Below are 14015 nucleotides of genomic sequence, written 5' to 3' on the forward strand. Positions count from 1 at the left end.
AATCATCATGAATCTATCCAAGTTCTTTATCGACCGGCCGATCTTCGCGGGGGTGCTGTCGCTCCTGATGCTGATCGCCGGCCTGATCGCGCTGCGCGGGCTGCCGATCTCCGAGTACCCCGAGGTCGCACCGCCCTCGGTGGTGGTGCGCGCCCAGTACCCGGGCGCCAATCCGAAGGTGATCGCCGAGACGGTGGCGACGCCGATCGAGGAGCAGATCAACGGCGTCGAGGGCATGCTCTACATGGGCAGCCAGGCGACCACCGACGGCGTGATGACGCTGACCGTCACCTTCAAGCTCGGCACCGACCCCGACAAGGCGCAGCAACTGGTGCAGAACCGCGTCTCGCAGGCCGAGCCGCGGCTGCCCGAGGAAGTGCGCCGTCTCGGCGTGACCACGGTCAAGAGCGCGCCCGACCTCACGATGGTGGTGCACCTGGTGTCGCCCAACGACCGCTATGACATGACCTACCTGCGCAACTACGCGGTGCTCAACGTCAAGGACCGGCTGGCGCGCATCGAGGGCGTGGGCCAGGTGCAGATCTTCGGCGGCGGCGACTACTCGATGCGCGTCTGGCTTGACCCGCAGAAGGTCGCGCAGCGCGGCCTCTCCGCCAGCGACGTGGTGGCTGCGATCCGCGGCCAGAACATCCAGGCGGCGGCCGGCGTGGTCGGCGCATCGCCTGGCCTGCCGGGCGTGGACATGCAGTTGTCCATCAACGCCCAGGGGCGGCTGCAGAGCGAAGAGGAGTTCGGCGACATCATCGTCAAGAGCGGCGCCGACGGTGCCGTGACCCGGCTGCGCGACATCGGCAGGCTCGAACTCGGCGCGGCCGACTATTCGCTGCGCTCGCTGCTCAACAACGACGCGGCGGTCGGCATGGGCGTGTTCCAGGCGCCGGGCTCCAACGCGCTCGACATCTCTTCCAACGTCCGCAAGACGATGGCAGAGATCAACAAGACCATGCCCGAGGGCGTGGAATACCGCATCGCCTACGACCCGACGCAGTTCGTGCGCGCCTCCATCGAATCGGTGGTGCACACGCTGCTCGAAGCCATCGCGCTGGTGGTGCTGGTGGTGATCCTGTTCCTGCAGACCTGGCGCGCCTCCATCATTCCGCTGCTCGCGGTGCCGGTGTCGGTGATCGGCACCTTCGCCGTGCTGCATGTGCTGGGCTTCTCGATCAACGCGCTGTCGCTCTTCGGGCTGGTGCTGGCGATCGGCATCGTGGTCGACGACGCGATCGTGGTGGTCGAGAACGTGGAGCGCAACATCGAGGCCGGGCTCACGCCGCGCGAGGCGACGTATCGAGCCATGCGCGAGGTGTCCGGGCCGATCATCGCGATCGCGCTGGTGCTGGTGGCCGTGTTCGTGCCGCTGGCCTTCATCAGCGGCCTCACCGGGCAGTTCTATCGCCAGTTCGCGGTGACCATCGCGATCTCGACCGTGATCTCCGCGATCAACTCGCTGACGCTGTCGCCGGCGCTCGCCGCGCTGCTGCTGCGCGGGCACGACCAGCCCAAGGACGCGCTGACGCGCGGCATGGACCGGGTCTTCGGCTGGCTGTTCCGCGGCTTCAACCGCTTCTTCCACCGCGGCGCGGAAGCCTACAGCGGCGGCGTCAAGACCGTCATCTCGCGCAAGACGCTGATGCTGGTGATCTACCTCGCGCTCGTCGGCGTGACCTTCGGCCTCTTCAAGGCGGTGCCGAGCGGCTTCGTGCCGGCGCAGGACAAGCAGTACCTGATCGGCTTCGCGCAGCTGCCCGACGGCGCCACGCTGGACCGCACCGAAGAAGTGATCCATCGCATGGGCGAGATCACCAAGAAGAACCCGAACGTCGAAGACGCGATCGCGTTCCCCGGCCTGTCGATCAACGGCTTCACCAACAGTTCGAACTCGGGCATCGTGTTCGCGACGCTCAAGCCCTTTGCCGAGCGCCAGCACGCCGACCAGAGCGGCGGCGCGGTGGCGGGCCAGCTCAACCAGCAGTTCGCAGGCATCCAGGACGCCTTCATCGTGATGTTCCCGCCGCCGCCGGTGGCGGGCCTGGGCACCACGGGCGGCTTCAAGCTGCAGCTGGAGGATCGCGGCTCGGTCGGCTACGAGCAGATGGACGCGGCGGTGAAGGCCTTCATGACGAAGGCGCGGCAGGCGCCCGAGCTCACCGGCATGTTCACCAGCTGGCAGGTCAACGTGCCGCAGCTCTATGCCGACATCGACCGCACCAAGGCGCGCCAGCTCGGCGTGCCGGTGACGGACATCTTCGACACCATGCAGATCTACCTCGGCAGCCTGTACGCGAACGACTTCAACAAGTTCGGCCGCACGTACTCGGTGCGGGTGCAGGCCGATGCGCCGTACCGCGCACGTGCCGAAGACGTGGGCCTGCTGAAGGTGCGCTCGAACTCGGGCGAGATGGTGCCGCTCTCGGCGCTGATGAAGGTGAATTCCAGCTTCGGACCGGAACGCGCGATGCGCTACAACGGCTATCTCTCGGCCGACATCAACGGCGGCCCGGCGCCCGGCTTCTCCTCGGGCCAGGCGCAGGACGTGATCGAACGCATCGCGGCCGAGACGCTGCCCAAGGGCGTCAGCTACGAGTGGACCGAGCTGACCTACCAGGAAATCCTGGCGGGCAATTCGGCGGTGCTGGTGTTCCCGCTCGCCATCCTGCTGGTGTTCCTGGTGCTGGCCGCGCAGTATGAAAGCCTCACGCTGCCGCTGTCGATCATCCTGATCGTGCCGATGGGCCTGCTCGCGGCGATGACCGGCGTATGGATCTCGGGGGGTGACAACAACGTCTTCACGCAGATCGGGCTGATCGTGCTGGTGGGCTTGAGTGCGAAGAACGCGATCCTGATCGTGGAGTTCGCGCGCGAGCTCGAGTTCGCCGGGCGCACTCCGCTCCAGGCCGCGATCGAAGCCAGCCGGCTGCGCCTGCGCCCGATCCTGATGACCTCGCTGGCCTTCGTGATGGGGGTGCTGCCGCTGGTGCTGGCGACCGGCGCCGGTTCGGAGATGCGCTCGGCCATGGGCGTGGCGGTGTTCGCCGGAATGATCGGCGTGACCGCCTTTGGCCTGTTCCTGACGCCGGTGTTCTACGTCGTGCTGCGGCGCCTGACGGGCAACAGGCCGCTCAAGCTGCATGGCGAGGTGCCGCATCTGGACGACAGCTTCGTCTCGGCCGACCACCCGGCGGCGGCACCGCATGCGGCGGGCGGCGGCGGGGGCCTGCAGCCTGCACCGGCTTCGCCGCTCAAGTTGCATGAATAAACGGGATCAAGGCCCTCGCGGCCTCCTTCAAGAAAGTCGATCATGAAATCCGATTCGAAACTCTTCCGCCCCTGGCGCGCCGCGCTGCTGCCGCTGGTCGCCGCACTGGTCCTGGTCGGCTGCGCGACCGCGCCGGCGGAGCTGCCGGCCTTCAACACGCCGGCCCAGTTCAAGGAGCAGGCCGCGCCGCAGGCCGAGGGCACGTGGACGCGCGCGCAGCCGGCCGAGTCGCAGCCGCGCGGCGAATGGTGGCGCGCCTTCAACGACCCGGTGCTCGACAAGCTCGTCGAACGGGCCGCTGCCAACAACACCAGCATCCAGTCCGCCGCCGCGCGCCTGGCCGAGGCGCGCGCCGTGCTGCGCAGCACCGATGCCGACCGCGCACCGCAGATCGGTTTGGGCGCGGGTGCCAGCCGGCAGGCCGGCCTGGATCGCAACCAGAGCAACAGGCCCTCCACGCTGATCACGGCCGGCGTCGATTTCTCCTACGAGATCGATCTCTTCGGCCGCCTCTCGCGTGCCAGCGACGCGGCGCGGCTCGATGCCGAATCGCGCGAAGGCCTGCTGCAAAGCACGCGCCTGCTGGTCCAGGCCGAGACGGCCCAGACCTACCTCTCGCTGCGCGCGCTCGATGCCGAGCGCGCGCTGGTGCGCGAAACCGTCGGCGCCTACCGCGACACCCTGCGGCTGGTGCAGCGCCGCAACCAGGCCGGCGATCTCGCCGAACTCGACGTGGTGCGTGTCGAAACCGAAGTGGCAGCCACCGAATCCGAAGCGCTGACGCTGGACCGGCGCCGCGCGGAACTGGAGCACGCGCTGGCGGTGCTGACCGGCGAGACGGCGTCGAGCTTCGCGCTGGAGACGCAGGACTGGTCGACCGCCTTGCCCACCATTCCGGCCGGCGTGCCGGCGACGGTGCTGACGCGCCGGCCCGACATCTCGGCCGCGCAGAAGGCCGTGTTCGCTGCACAGTCCCGCGTCGGCGTCGCGCAGACCGCGTGGTTCCCGAGCATTTCGCTCACGGGCGGCGGCGGCTACGCCTCCTCGGACGTCAGCGACCTGTTCAAGTGGTCGGCGCGGTCCTGGGGCATCGGGGCATTGCTTTCGCTGCCCTTGTTCGACGGTGGACGCCGCGAAGCCGGAGTGCAGAGCGCGAACGCACAGCTGGACGGCGCGCTCGCCAACTACCGCGCGCAGGTGCTGGGTGCCTTCAAGGACGTGGAGGACCAGCTCTCGTCGCTGCGCATCCTCGAGCAGCAGTCGGGCGTGCAGGGAAGGGCGGTCGCTTCGGCGAGCCGGGCCACCACGCTGTCCGATTCACGCTACCGCAACGGGCTGGTCAGCCAGCTCGACCTGCTCGATGCGCGCCGCCAGGAACTGCAGAACCGCCGCCAGGCGCTGCAGGTGCGCTCGGCGCAGTACCAGGCCACGGTCGGGTTGGTGCGTGCGCTGGGCGGCAGCTGGGAAACGCCGCAGACCACGGGCGCTGCGACGCCGGAAGCACCGGCGCAAATTGCGACGCGCTGAGTCTAGGAGCCGGCGTCCGGTGCGGACGCCGGCTGCGCATCGGCCAGCCGGCGCAGCGCGGTGGCCCCCAGCGCCAATGCGCTCGAATAGCTTGCTTGCGGCGTCGCGGCCGACTTGAAGTGCCGATAGTGCAGCGCGTCGCCCGTGTCGTTGTCAAAAGCTTCGATCAGCACCCAGAAGAATTTTCCTTTCTCGCGCTCCTCCACCGTGAGCGCCATGTCGCGTATCGCGGGCATCAATCCACTCCCTCATTTGTTGATGGGAGGAGGCTACGGAGCAAACGAGGTGTTTGACGCAGGCACGTCCGAATGCAATGCGCCGAAGCGTGAAAGACTTCGCGAGCGCTCCGAATGGCTCGGGCCGTAGCGGACAATCCACCGATGATTACAAGTGTGGGACGAAGCGGCCGAGCCCGCTGCGTCATGGTCCTCGGCACCACCAGCGGTGCCGGCAAGAGCTGGCTGGCGACCGCGCTGTGCCGCTGGTATGCGCGCCAAGGCCTCGAGGTGGCGCCGTTCAAGGCGCAGAACATGAGCAATAACGCACGCGTGGTCGCCGGCGGCGAGATCGGCAGTGCGCAATATTTCCAGGCACTGGCGGCGCGCGCCGAGCCCGATGTGCGCATGAACCCGCTGCTGCTCAAGCCCGAGCGCGACACGCACAGCCAGGTGGTGCTGATGGGCCGCGTGAGTGCCGAGCTGTCGTTGCTGCCCTGGCGCGGGCGCAGCGAACGCGTCTGGCCGCAGATCGCACACGCGCTCGACGAACTGCGGGCCGAGAACGAGGTGGTGGTGATCGAAGGCGCCGGTTCGCCGGCCGAGATCAACCTGATGGCGAGCGACATCGTCAACCTGCGCGTGGCGCGGCATGCCGATGCGCGCTGCCTGCTGGTGACCGACATCGACCGCGGCGGCGCCTTCGCCCATCTCTACGGCACCTGGGCGCTGATGCCGGAGGCCGACAGGGCCTTGATCAAGGGCTTCGTGCTCAACAAGTTCCGCGGCGATGCGACGCTGCTCGCGCCCGCGCCGCAGCAGCTCGAAGAGCTCACCGGCATACAGACCGTGGCGACCTTGCCGATGAGGTGGCAGCATGGCCTGCCCGAGGAGGACGGCGTTTTTGACGACCGCAGCACGGCCAGCGGCGAAGTCACGCGCACCATCGCCGTCATCGCCTATCCGCGCATCAGCAACCTCGACGAATTCCAGCCGCTGAAGAACATCGCCGGCGTGCGACTGCGCTGGGCGCGCAGCCCGGCCGACGTGGCCGGCGCCGACTGGATCGTGCTGCCCGGCTCCAAGAACACCAGCGGCGACCTGGCCTGGCTGCGGGCGCAGGGCCTGGACCGCGCGGTGGCTGCGCATGCAGGACGTGGCGGCGCGGTGCTCGGCATCTGCGGCGGGCTGCAGATGCTGGGCGAGGCGCTGATCGATCCGCATGGCGTCGACGGCAATGGCCCCGGCCTCGGCCTGCTGCCGCTGGTCACCGTGTTCGCGGCCGACAAGACCGTGCAACCGCGCGAGGCCCGCTTTGCCGAACTGACCGGCCCCTGGGCCGCGCTCTCCGATGTCGCGGTGCGTGGCTACGAAATCCATCATGGCCAAACCGCGCCCCATGCCGCGATGGCTGCCGCCGGCGATCACGCGATGCCAGTGATGCCCGACGAGCTGGCCTGGCAGAACGCCGCCGGCAACGTGCTCGGGCTCTACCTGCACGGCCTGTTCGAAGACCCGGCCGCGCTGCATGCGCTCTTCGGCGCGACCGCGCGCACGCTGGACAGCGTGTTCGACGGACTGGCCGACCACATCGATTCCCACTTTGAAGCGGGCGTGCTGCGCTCCCTGATCGAATGACGCTTGAACTCCCCACCGCCCCGAAACTCGACGACGCCGCGCTTGCTGCGCGACTTCAACATCGGATCGACAACAAGACCAAGCCGCTCGGCGCCTTGGGCCGGCTGGAGGCGCTGGCCTTGCGGCTGGGCCTGATCCTCGGCAGCGAATCGCCGGTGCTCCAGGCGCCGCAGATGCTGGTCTGCGCGGGCGATCACGGCTTGGCGGCGCGCGGCGTGTCGGCCTATCCGAGCGACGTGACCTGGCAGATGGTCGAGAACTTCCTGGCCGGCGGCGCGGCGGTCAGCGTGCTCGCGCGCCAGCACGGCCTGGCGCTGACTGTGGTGGATTGCGGTGTGCGGCATGACTTTGCGCCGCGCGCAGGCTTGTCGATCCGCAAGGTCGCACCGGGCACCGCCGATGCATCGACCGGCCCGGCGATGAGCGCAGCGCAGCGCGATGAGGCGATCGCCAATGGCATCGCGCTCGTGCGCGAGCTGCCGGGCAATGCGCTGCTGCTGGGCGAGATGGGCATCGGCAATACCTCGGCTGCATCGCTGCTGCTGGCGCGGCTCACGGGCCTGGACATCGATGCCTGCACCGGCAGCGGCACGGGCCTCGATGCCGACGGCCTGGCGCGCAAGCGCCGGCTGCTGCGCGAAGTGCTCGCGCTGCATGCCGATGCCGGCACGCCGCTGGCCGCGCTCGCGGCCTTCGGTGGCTTCGAGATCGCCACCCTGGTCGGCGCCGTGCTGCAGGCCGCGCACGAACGGCGCGTGATCGTGGTCGACGGCTTCATCGCGAGCACCGCGGTGCTGGTGGCGCAGGCGCTGCAGCCCCACGTCGTGCAGCGCTGCGTGGCGGCGCACGAATCGGCCGAACCGGGTCATCGGCTGCTTTTGAATTCGCTAGGCCTCGAAGCGCTGCTGCGCCTGGACCTGCGCCTCGGCGAAGGCTCCGGCGCAGCGCTCGCCTGGCCCTTGCTCGAATCCGCGTGCCGCATCCTGCGCGACATGGCGAGCTTCGAGTCGGCCGGCGTTTCGCAGCAGGACAAGGGATGAACGGCGTGCGCCACTTCCTGCTGGCCTTGCAGTTCTTCACGCGCGTGCCGGTCACCGGGCGGTTGGCCGGGTGGGTGGGCTTCAGCCCGGCGATGCTGCGCGCGAGCGCCGCGCATTTTCCGGGCGTGGGCTGGCTGGTCGGCGCGGTGGGCGCCGGCGTGTTCCTGCTCGCGCAGGCGGGGCTGCCCGGCGTGGCAGGTGCTGCCGTTGCGGCGCTGCTGTCCACGGCTGCGACGGTATGGATGACCGGCGCCTTTCACGAGGACGGCCTGGCCGACGTGGCCGACGGCCTCGGCGGCTCGGCCGATCGCGCGCGAGCCCTGGAGATCATGAAGGACTCGCGCATCGGCGCCTTCGGTGCCGTTGCACTGGTGCTGGCGCTGGGCTTGAAGATCGCGCTGCTCGTCGTGCTGGTGGGGCAGGGCGCGATGGCGGTCGCCACCGCGCTGCTCGGCGCGCATGTGCTGTCGCGGCTGGCGCCCCTGTTCCTGATCCGCGGGCTCCCCTATGTCGGCGACCAAGGCGCGAGCAAGGCCAAGCCCCTGGCCGATGCGATCGGCGGCGGGGCCTTGCTGGTGGGCGTGCTGTATGCGTTGCCGGCCATAGCACTGCTGTTGCTGGCACATCCGCCGCTGCAGGGCGTCGCAAGCCTGCTCGCGTGCCTGCTCGGCGCGCTGTACATGGCTGCGCTGCTGCGGCGCCGGCTGCAGGGCTTCACCGGCGACGGCCTCGGCGCGACGCAGCAAGTCTGCGAGCTCGCGATCTACCTGGCGCTCGCCTGGCAGGCATGAAGCTCGGGCTCGTGCGCCACGCGCAGACCGACGCCGCGGCCGGCCTGTGCTATGGCCGCACCGACGTGGCGGTGCCGCCCGAAGCGATGCGCACGCTGGCCGAACGCATTGCGCCGCAGCTCGCCGAAGGCATCGACATCGTCTGCTCTCCCTTGCAGCGCTGCGCCGGATTGGCGCAGGCGATTGCCGCGCTTCGACCCGGCCTCGCGCTTCGCACAGATGCGCGCATCGCCGAGATGGACTTCGGTTCGTGGGAAGGCCGCAGCTGGTCGAGCATCGAGCGCGCCGAGTTCGATGCCTGGACCCGCAGCTTCGCCGACGCGCGCGCTGGCGGCAGCGGCGAAAGCACGCGCGCGTTCATGCAGCGGGTCGGCGAAGCTTTCGACGCGTGGCGCGACACCGGCCGCGATGCGCTGTGGATCACGCATGCCGGCGTGATCCGCGCCGTCTGGCTGCTGCGAGAAGGCGTGCGCTGCGCTGAGCGCGCCGACCAGTGGCCCGCGCAGAGCATCGCCTTCGGCGAATACCTGACCGTCGAGCTGCCCTGATCAGGGCGCCGGCGTCTTCGGCTTGTAGTCGCAGTACGGCGCGACCGCGCACTTCCAGCACATCGGCTTGCGCGCCACGCAGACATAGCGTCCGTGCAGGATCAGCCAGTGATGCGCATGCAGCCGGAACTCGGCCGGGACCCGCTTCATGAGCTTCTGTTCGACTTCGAGCGGCGTCTTGCCCGGCGCCAGCCCGGTGCGGTTGCCGACGCGAAAGATGTGCGTGTCCACCGCCATCGTCGGCTCGCCGAAGGCCACGTTGAGCACGACGTTGGCGGTCTTGCGGCCCACGCCCGGCAGCGCCTCCAGCTCGGCGCGCGTGCGCGGAACCGCTCCGCCGTGCTGTTCGACCAGCATGCGGCAGGCCTCCATCAGGTGCTTGGCCTTGCTGCGGTAGAGGCCGATGGTCTTAATGTAGCCCTCAAGGCCTTCGATGCCGAGGTCGAGGATCGCCTGCGGCGTGTTCGCGACCGGGAACAGCTTGCGCGTCGCCTTGTTGACGCCGACATCGGTGGCCTGCGCCGACAGCAGCACGGCGGCCAGCAGCTCGAAGGGGGTCGCGTATTCGAGTTCGGTTTCGGGCTCGGGGTTGGCTGCCTGCAGGGTGGCGAAGAAGGGCTCGATCTCGTTTTTTTTCATCGTGGCGGGCAGTGTAGGCCGGGGCCGGTGAACTTGCGACAATGGCGGGCGTCACCTCATCCGCAGAAGGTTCTCATGCAATTCGCCACCCGCCTCGACAACGTCGAAACCTCCGCCATCCGCGAACTCTTCAAGCTCCTGGGCAAGCCCGGCATCATCAGCTTCGCGGGCGGTTTTCCCGACAGCGCGATGTTCGACGTCGAGGGCTTGAAGGAAGCGAGTGCCAGGGCGCTGGCCGAGGAGCCGGGCGGTGCCTTGCAGTACGGCGCGACCGAGGGCTACGAGCCGATGCGCACGCAGTTGAGCGCCTTCATGAAGGGCAAGGGCGTCGAGGTCGCGCCCGAAGGCCTGATCGTGACCACCGGCAGCCAGCAGGCGCTGGACCTGCTCGGCAAGACCCTGATCTCGCCCGGCGACAAGGTGATCGTCGAAGGCCCGACCTTCCTCGCCACCATCCAGTGCTTCCGCCTCTACGGTGCGCAACTGATCAGCGCACCGATCGATGCCGACGGCGTCGACGTCGACAAGCTCGAGCAGCTGATCGCCGAGCACAAGCCCAAGTTCGTCTACCTGATTCCGACCTTCGGCAACCCGAGCGGCGCCATGCTGAGCCTGGCGCGGCGCAGGAAGGTGCTGGAGCTGGCGGTGAAGTACCAGACGCTGATGGTGGAGGACGACCCGTACGGCGACCTGTACTTCGGCAAGGCGCCGCCGCCCTCGATCATGTCGCTCACGAAGGAAGTGCCGGGCAGCCGCGAGCTGGTGGCGCATTGCGGCAGCCTCAGCAAGGTACTGAGCCCGGGCCTGCGCATCGGCTGGATGATCGCGCCGGCGGAGCTGCTCGCGAAGGCCACCATGTGCAAGCAGTTCAGCGATGCGCACACCAGCACCTTCGCGCAGGCGACAGCCGCGCAGTATCTGAAGAGCGGCCGCATGCCGGACACGCTGGCGCACGTGCGCAAGGTCTATGGCGAGCGCGCCCAGGCCATGGGCGCGGCACTGAAACGCGAACTCGGCGACGCGATCGCCTTCGAGCAGCCGGGCGGCGGCCTGTTCTTCTGGGCCCGGCTCACGGGCGCCAACGGCAAGCTGGCCGATGCCAATGTGCTGGCCCAGCGCGCGATCGAGAAGCTGGTGGCCTTCGTGCCGGGCGCGCCGTTCTTTGCCGAGAAGCCCGATGTCGCGACGCTGCGCCTGAGCTTTGCGACTGCCAACGTCGAGAAAATCGAAGAGGGCATCGCGCGCCTCGGCGCCGCGCTCTGAGCCCTCACCGCAGCGCGTCGGCGAGCTTCAGGCCGTAGCGCTGCCCGGCGTCCTCGAGCGAGGGCGCGATCGACGGGTGCAGGCGCACGCCCTGGTCGAGCTGCTCGGCGCGCCGCTGCAGCCCGCGTTCTCCGGGCACGCGCACCGGCCTGGCCGCATCGATCGGCGCATTGCCGCGGCACTGCATGGCCAAATGGTCCATCTGCCGGAGGAACTCCGCCTTGCCGCCGAAGGCCTGCAGATCGTGCAGCGTGAGGTGCACGGTCGCGCCCCAGCCTTCGCGCGCGTCGGCGCGGCCATGGCCTGCGAGGCCGGCGGTCAGCGCCTCCACCAGCAGCGCCAGCCCATAGCCCTTGTGGCCGTGGCTCAGGCCGCCCACCGGCAGCAGCGTGCCGGGCGGCTGGGCGAACAGCACCGCGGGGTCCCTGCTCGGGCGGCCCTGCGCATCGATCAGCCATTCCTCGTCGAACAGCTCGCCGGCCTTGTGCTTGCGGTTGCTCATGCCGTTGGTGGTGATGGAGGCCGAGATGTCGACCATCACGCCGCCTTCGCTGAGAGGAAAGCCCAGCGCCAGCGGATTGGGCGTGAACACCGCCTGCGTGCCGCCGAAGGGCGCGACGCTGGCGGCGTTCGGGTCGGAGCAGGCGAGCACCAGCAGCATGTCTTCCTCGAGCGCGCGCAGCAGGTAGACCGCCAGGCAGGCGATGTGGTGGCTGCGGCGGATCACGAGCGAGGCGGTGCCCAGCGCCCGCACGCGCGCCACCAGCAGGTCCAGGCCCTGGTGCACCAGCCAGGGACCGGGCAGGCGCTGGCCGTCCCACAGGACTGCAGCGGGACGGTCTGAAACGACGACCGGTGCGCCATCGCGCGTCATCGTGCCGGCCTCGAGTTCTCTCACATAGCCGGCCAAGAGCGCGAGGCCGTGCGTGTCGTGGCCCAGCAGGTCGCCTTGCACCAGCGTGTCGGCCACCGTATGCGCCATGGCTTCCGCCAGGCCGGCGTGCTGCAGCAGTTGCGCGGCGAATCGGGTGAGGGCGGCGGCGTCGTAGCGGATGGATGTGTCGTTCATGGGTTTCAGGTGGCTGCGGCGAGTCGCATCCGATGCCGCTGGCGCCGCCAGGCCATGGCGCCGGAACCAACCCAGACGAAGAGCGTGAAGATCGCCAGGCCGGCGGCGATCGGCCGCTCGACGAAGGGCAGCCAGCTGCCGTCGGACTTGATCATCGAGGTGATGAAATTCTCTTCGAGCATCTTGCCCAGCAGCATGCCGAGGATGGCGGGCGCGACGGGGAAGCCGTTTTCTTCCAGCAACCAGGCCGCGACGCCGAAGCCCAGCAGGATCCAGAGGTCGAAGAGCGCGTTGTTGATGGCGAAGGAACCCACCAGGCAGAACACCAGGATGATCGGCATCAGCACGTTGCGCGGCAGGCGCAGGATGCGCGCCGAGGCCTTGATGCAGGCCCAGCCCAGCGGCAGCATGAGCAGGTTGGCGAGGATGAAGACGATGAACACCGCATAGACGCTGTGCGGGTTGTTCATGAAGATCATCGGCCCGGGGTTCATGTTCTTCATGTAGAGCACGCCGATCACGATGGCCGTGATCGAATCGCCCGGAATGCCGAACACCAGCGCCGGAACCCAGGCGCCGGCGAGGGCGCTGTTGTTCGCGGCGCCGGCCTCGACCAGCCCTTCGGGATGCCCGGTGCCGAACTTCTCGGGCTCCTTCGAGAGCTTCTTGCTCATCGCGAAGGACATCCAGGCCGCGATGTCGGCGCCGGCGCCGGGCAGGATGCCGACGGCCGTGCCCAGCGCGCTGCCGCGCAGGGTCTGCTTGGCGTACTTCCTCATCAGGCCGCCCATGCCGGCGAAGACGGAGCCGATCTGCTTGCTGAAGCTGCCGATGTGGTCCGTGGTCACTGTGAAACGCAGGATCTCGGAGATGGCGAACATGCCGATCATGGCCGGGATCAGGCTCAGGCCGCCCAGCAGGTCCGCACTGCCGAAAGTGAAGCGCGGATGGCCCGCGGGGTTCTCCAGCCCGACGCAGCCCATCAGCAGGCCGAGAAAGAGCGTGATGAGGCCCTTGAGCGGCGTGTCGCTGGTGATGAAGACCGCGCAGGTCAGGCCCAGCACGACGAGCCAGAAATATTCGAAGGAGCTGAACTTGATCGCGACCTCGGCCAGCGCCGGCGCTGCGACGATCAGCACCGCGGTGCCGAACAGGCCGCCGATGCACGAGAACACCAGGCCGATGCCGAGCGCGGTCTCGCCCTGGCCCTTGCGCGTCATCGCGTAGGACTCGTCGGTGTAGGCGGCCGAGGCCGGCGTGCCCGGAATGCGCAGCAGCGCGCCGGGAATGTCGCCCGCGAAGATCGCCATCGCGGTGGCGGTGACGATCGCCGCGATGGCGGGCACCGGCGGCAGGAAGAAGGTGATGGGCACAAGCAGGGCCGTGGCCATGGTGGCGGTGAGCCCCGGCACGGCGCCGACGAACATGCCGAACAGGCCCGACAGCAGCATCACGACCAGCACGGTCGGCGTGGCGACCATCTGTACGGCGAGCAGAACGGAATCCATCAGTCGCCCCTCACCATGCCCAGCGCTGCAGCAGACCCCAGGGCAAGGGCACCTTGAGCAGCTTGTAGAAACAGGCGTGGATGACCAGCGTCGCGACGATGGCCACGGGTATGGCCATGCGCGGCCGCACGCCGCATGCCCACTGCAGCACGAAGAGCACCAGCACGCTGCACAGCACGAAGCCCAGCTTCTCCGACAGCAGGATGTAGAACACCATGCCGGCGATGGCGAGCACGAAGGCCGCCAGATGGCGCGGGGAACGCATGCCCTCGCCGAGCCGAAGCCACGGCTGGTGCGCCCGCAGGCCTTGCCACATCAGCACCGCCGACGACAGCGCAAGGCCGCAGGCGACGAGTCCCGGAAACACGGCCGGGCCGTAGTTCTGGCCGGAGGCGGGCGGAAAGCCCTGGATGTGCCAGAGCACGGCCAGGGCCAGCGCCAGCAGCACGCCGCCGATCAGGCTGTCATGAATGCGCATCGGACCGGGTCGCGTCTAGCGT

General features: G+C 68.9%; 12 protein-coding genes. 7 read left to right on the forward strand and 5 right to left on the reverse strand.

The genetic code is table 11. From position 1 onward, the window contains the following. Window positions 1-7: 7 nt before the first annotated feature. Both ACSQ9A_RS12230 and ACSQ9A_RS12235 read left to right on the forward strand, forming a co-directional pair. A complete protein-coding gene (locus ACSQ9A_RS12230; protein ID WP_436303838.1) occupies window positions 8-3277 on the forward strand; it encodes an efflux RND transporter permease subunit in 3270 nt (1089 codons plus the stop codon). 42 nt (window positions 3278-3319) lie between these two features. Beyond that, window positions 3320-4804 (forward strand): efflux transporter outer membrane subunit, encoded by a 1485-nt coding sequence (locus ACSQ9A_RS12235; protein ID WP_436303839.1) that lies wholly within the window; start codon window positions 3320-3322, stop codon window positions 4802-4804. 2 nt (window positions 4805-4806) lie between these two features. Here ACSQ9A_RS12235 and ACSQ9A_RS12240 read toward each other — a convergent pair whose 3' ends face one another. After that, window positions 4807-5040 (reverse strand): hypothetical protein, encoded by a 234-nt coding sequence (locus tag ACSQ9A_RS12240; protein ID WP_093109221.1) that lies wholly within the window; start codon window positions 5038-5040, stop codon window positions 4807-4809. Window positions 5041-5184: 144 nt separating this feature from the next. Here ACSQ9A_RS12240 and ACSQ9A_RS12245 point away from each other — a divergent pair, with 144 nt between their 5' ends. From ACSQ9A_RS12245 to ACSQ9A_RS12260, 4 genes are read left to right on the forward strand one after another with little or no spacing between them, the layout of a single operon-like run. Beyond that, window positions 5185-6657 (forward strand): cobyric acid synthase, encoded by a 1473-nt coding sequence (locus ACSQ9A_RS12245; protein ID WP_436303840.1) that lies wholly within the window; start codon window positions 5185-5187, stop codon window positions 6655-6657. Beyond that, a complete protein-coding gene (gene cobT / locus ACSQ9A_RS12250) occupies window positions 6654-7697 on the forward strand; it encodes a nicotinate-nucleotide--dimethylbenzimidazole phosphoribosyltransferase (protein ID WP_436303841.1) in 1044 nt (347 codons plus the stop codon). The genes ACSQ9A_RS12245 and cobT overlap by 4 nt, the downstream gene beginning before the upstream one ends. Further along, window positions 7694-8488, forward strand: coding sequence for an adenosylcobinamide-GDP ribazoletransferase (locus tag ACSQ9A_RS12255; protein ID WP_436303842.1), 795 nt, complete (start codon window positions 7694-7696; stop codon window positions 8486-8488). The genes cobT and ACSQ9A_RS12255 overlap by 4 nt, the downstream gene beginning before the upstream one ends. After that, window positions 8485-9036 (forward strand): histidine phosphatase family protein, encoded by a 552-nt coding sequence (locus ACSQ9A_RS12260; RefSeq protein ID WP_436303843.1) that lies wholly within the window; start codon window positions 8485-8487, stop codon window positions 9034-9036. The genes ACSQ9A_RS12255 and ACSQ9A_RS12260 overlap by 4 nt, the downstream gene beginning before the upstream one ends. Here the strand turns inward: ACSQ9A_RS12260 and nth are convergent, their stop codons facing one another. Continuing rightward, complete coding sequence (gene nth / locus ACSQ9A_RS12265; protein WP_436303844.1) at window positions 9037-9675, reverse strand: endonuclease III; 639 nt, start codon at window positions 9673-9675, stop codon at window positions 9037-9039. Window positions 9676-9750: 75 nt separating this feature from the next. On the opposite strand from nth, the gene ACSQ9A_RS12270 reads away from it, so the two are divergent. Then, complete coding sequence (locus ACSQ9A_RS12270) at window positions 9751-10938, forward strand: PLP-dependent aminotransferase family protein (RefSeq protein WP_436303845.1); 1188 nt, start codon at window positions 9751-9753, stop codon at window positions 10936-10938. A 4-nt stretch (window positions 10939-10942) separates the two neighbouring features. On the opposite strand, the gene ACSQ9A_RS12275 is transcribed toward ACSQ9A_RS12270, so the two are convergent. From ACSQ9A_RS12275 to ACSQ9A_RS12285, 3 genes are read right to left on the reverse strand one after another with little or no spacing between them, the layout of a single operon-like run. After that, window positions 10943-12007, reverse strand: coding sequence for an Ldh family oxidoreductase (locus tag ACSQ9A_RS12275; RefSeq protein ID WP_436303846.1), 1065 nt, complete (start codon window positions 12005-12007; stop codon window positions 10943-10945). 5 nt (window positions 12008-12012) lie between these two features. After that, on the reverse strand, window positions 12013-13518 hold the full coding sequence (locus ACSQ9A_RS12280; RefSeq protein ID WP_436306288.1) for a tripartite tricarboxylate transporter permease: 1506 nt from the start codon (window positions 13516-13518) through the stop codon (window positions 12013-12015). 7 nt (window positions 13519-13525) lie between these two features. Next, window positions 13526-13993 (reverse strand): tripartite tricarboxylate transporter TctB family protein, encoded by a 468-nt coding sequence (locus ACSQ9A_RS12285; protein WP_436292538.1) that lies wholly within the window; start codon window positions 13991-13993, stop codon window positions 13526-13528. Between the last annotated feature and the right edge of the window lie 22 nt (window positions 13994-14015).

Origin of the sequence: Variovorax sp. LjRoot290 (assembly GCF_964253985.1) — a bacterium.
Taxonomy (GTDB): domain Bacteria; phylum Pseudomonadota; class Gammaproteobacteria; order Burkholderiales; family Burkholderiaceae_C; genus Variovorax.

What these genes read in the sequence shown, in the direction of transcription:
- ACSQ9A_RS12230 (WP_436303838.1), top strand. Translation starts at nt 8, where the DNA reads ATGAATCTATCCAAGTTCTTTATCGACCGGCCGATCTTCGCGGGGGTG.
- ACSQ9A_RS12235 (WP_436303839.1), top strand. Translation starts at nt 3,320, where the DNA reads ATGAAATCCGATTCGAAACTCTTCCGCCCCTGGCGCGCCGCGCTGCTG.
- ACSQ9A_RS12240 (WP_093109221.1), bottom strand. Translation starts at nt 5,040, where the DNA reads ATGCCCGCGATACGCGACATGGCGCTCACGGTGGAGGAGCGCGAGAAA.
- ACSQ9A_RS12245 (WP_436303840.1), top strand. Translation starts at nt 5,185, where the DNA reads ATGATTACAAGTGTGGGACGAAGCGGCCGAGCCCGCTGCGTCATGGTC.
- cobT (WP_436303841.1), top strand. Translation starts at nt 6,654, where the DNA reads ATGACGCTTGAACTCCCCACCGCCCCGAAACTCGACGACGCCGCGCTT.
- ACSQ9A_RS12255 (WP_436303842.1), top strand. Translation starts at nt 7,694, where the DNA reads ATGAACGGCGTGCGCCACTTCCTGCTGGCCTTGCAGTTCTTCACGCGC.
- ACSQ9A_RS12260 (WP_436303843.1), top strand. Translation starts at nt 8,485, where the DNA reads ATGAAGCTCGGGCTCGTGCGCCACGCGCAGACCGACGCCGCGGCCGGC.
- nth (WP_436303844.1), bottom strand. Translation starts at nt 9,675, where the DNA reads ATGAAAAAAAACGAGATCGAGCCCTTCTTCGCCACCCTGCAGGCAGCC.
- ACSQ9A_RS12270 (WP_436303845.1), top strand. Translation starts at nt 9,751, where the DNA reads ATGCAATTCGCCACCCGCCTCGACAACGTCGAAACCTCCGCCATCCGC.
- ACSQ9A_RS12275 (WP_436303846.1), bottom strand. Translation starts at nt 12,007, where the DNA reads ATGAACGACACATCCATCCGCTACGACGCCGCCGCCCTCACCCGATTC.
- ACSQ9A_RS12285 (WP_436292538.1), bottom strand. Translation starts at nt 13,993, where the DNA reads ATGCGCATTCATGACAGCCTGATCGGCGGCGTGCTGCTGGCGCTGGCC.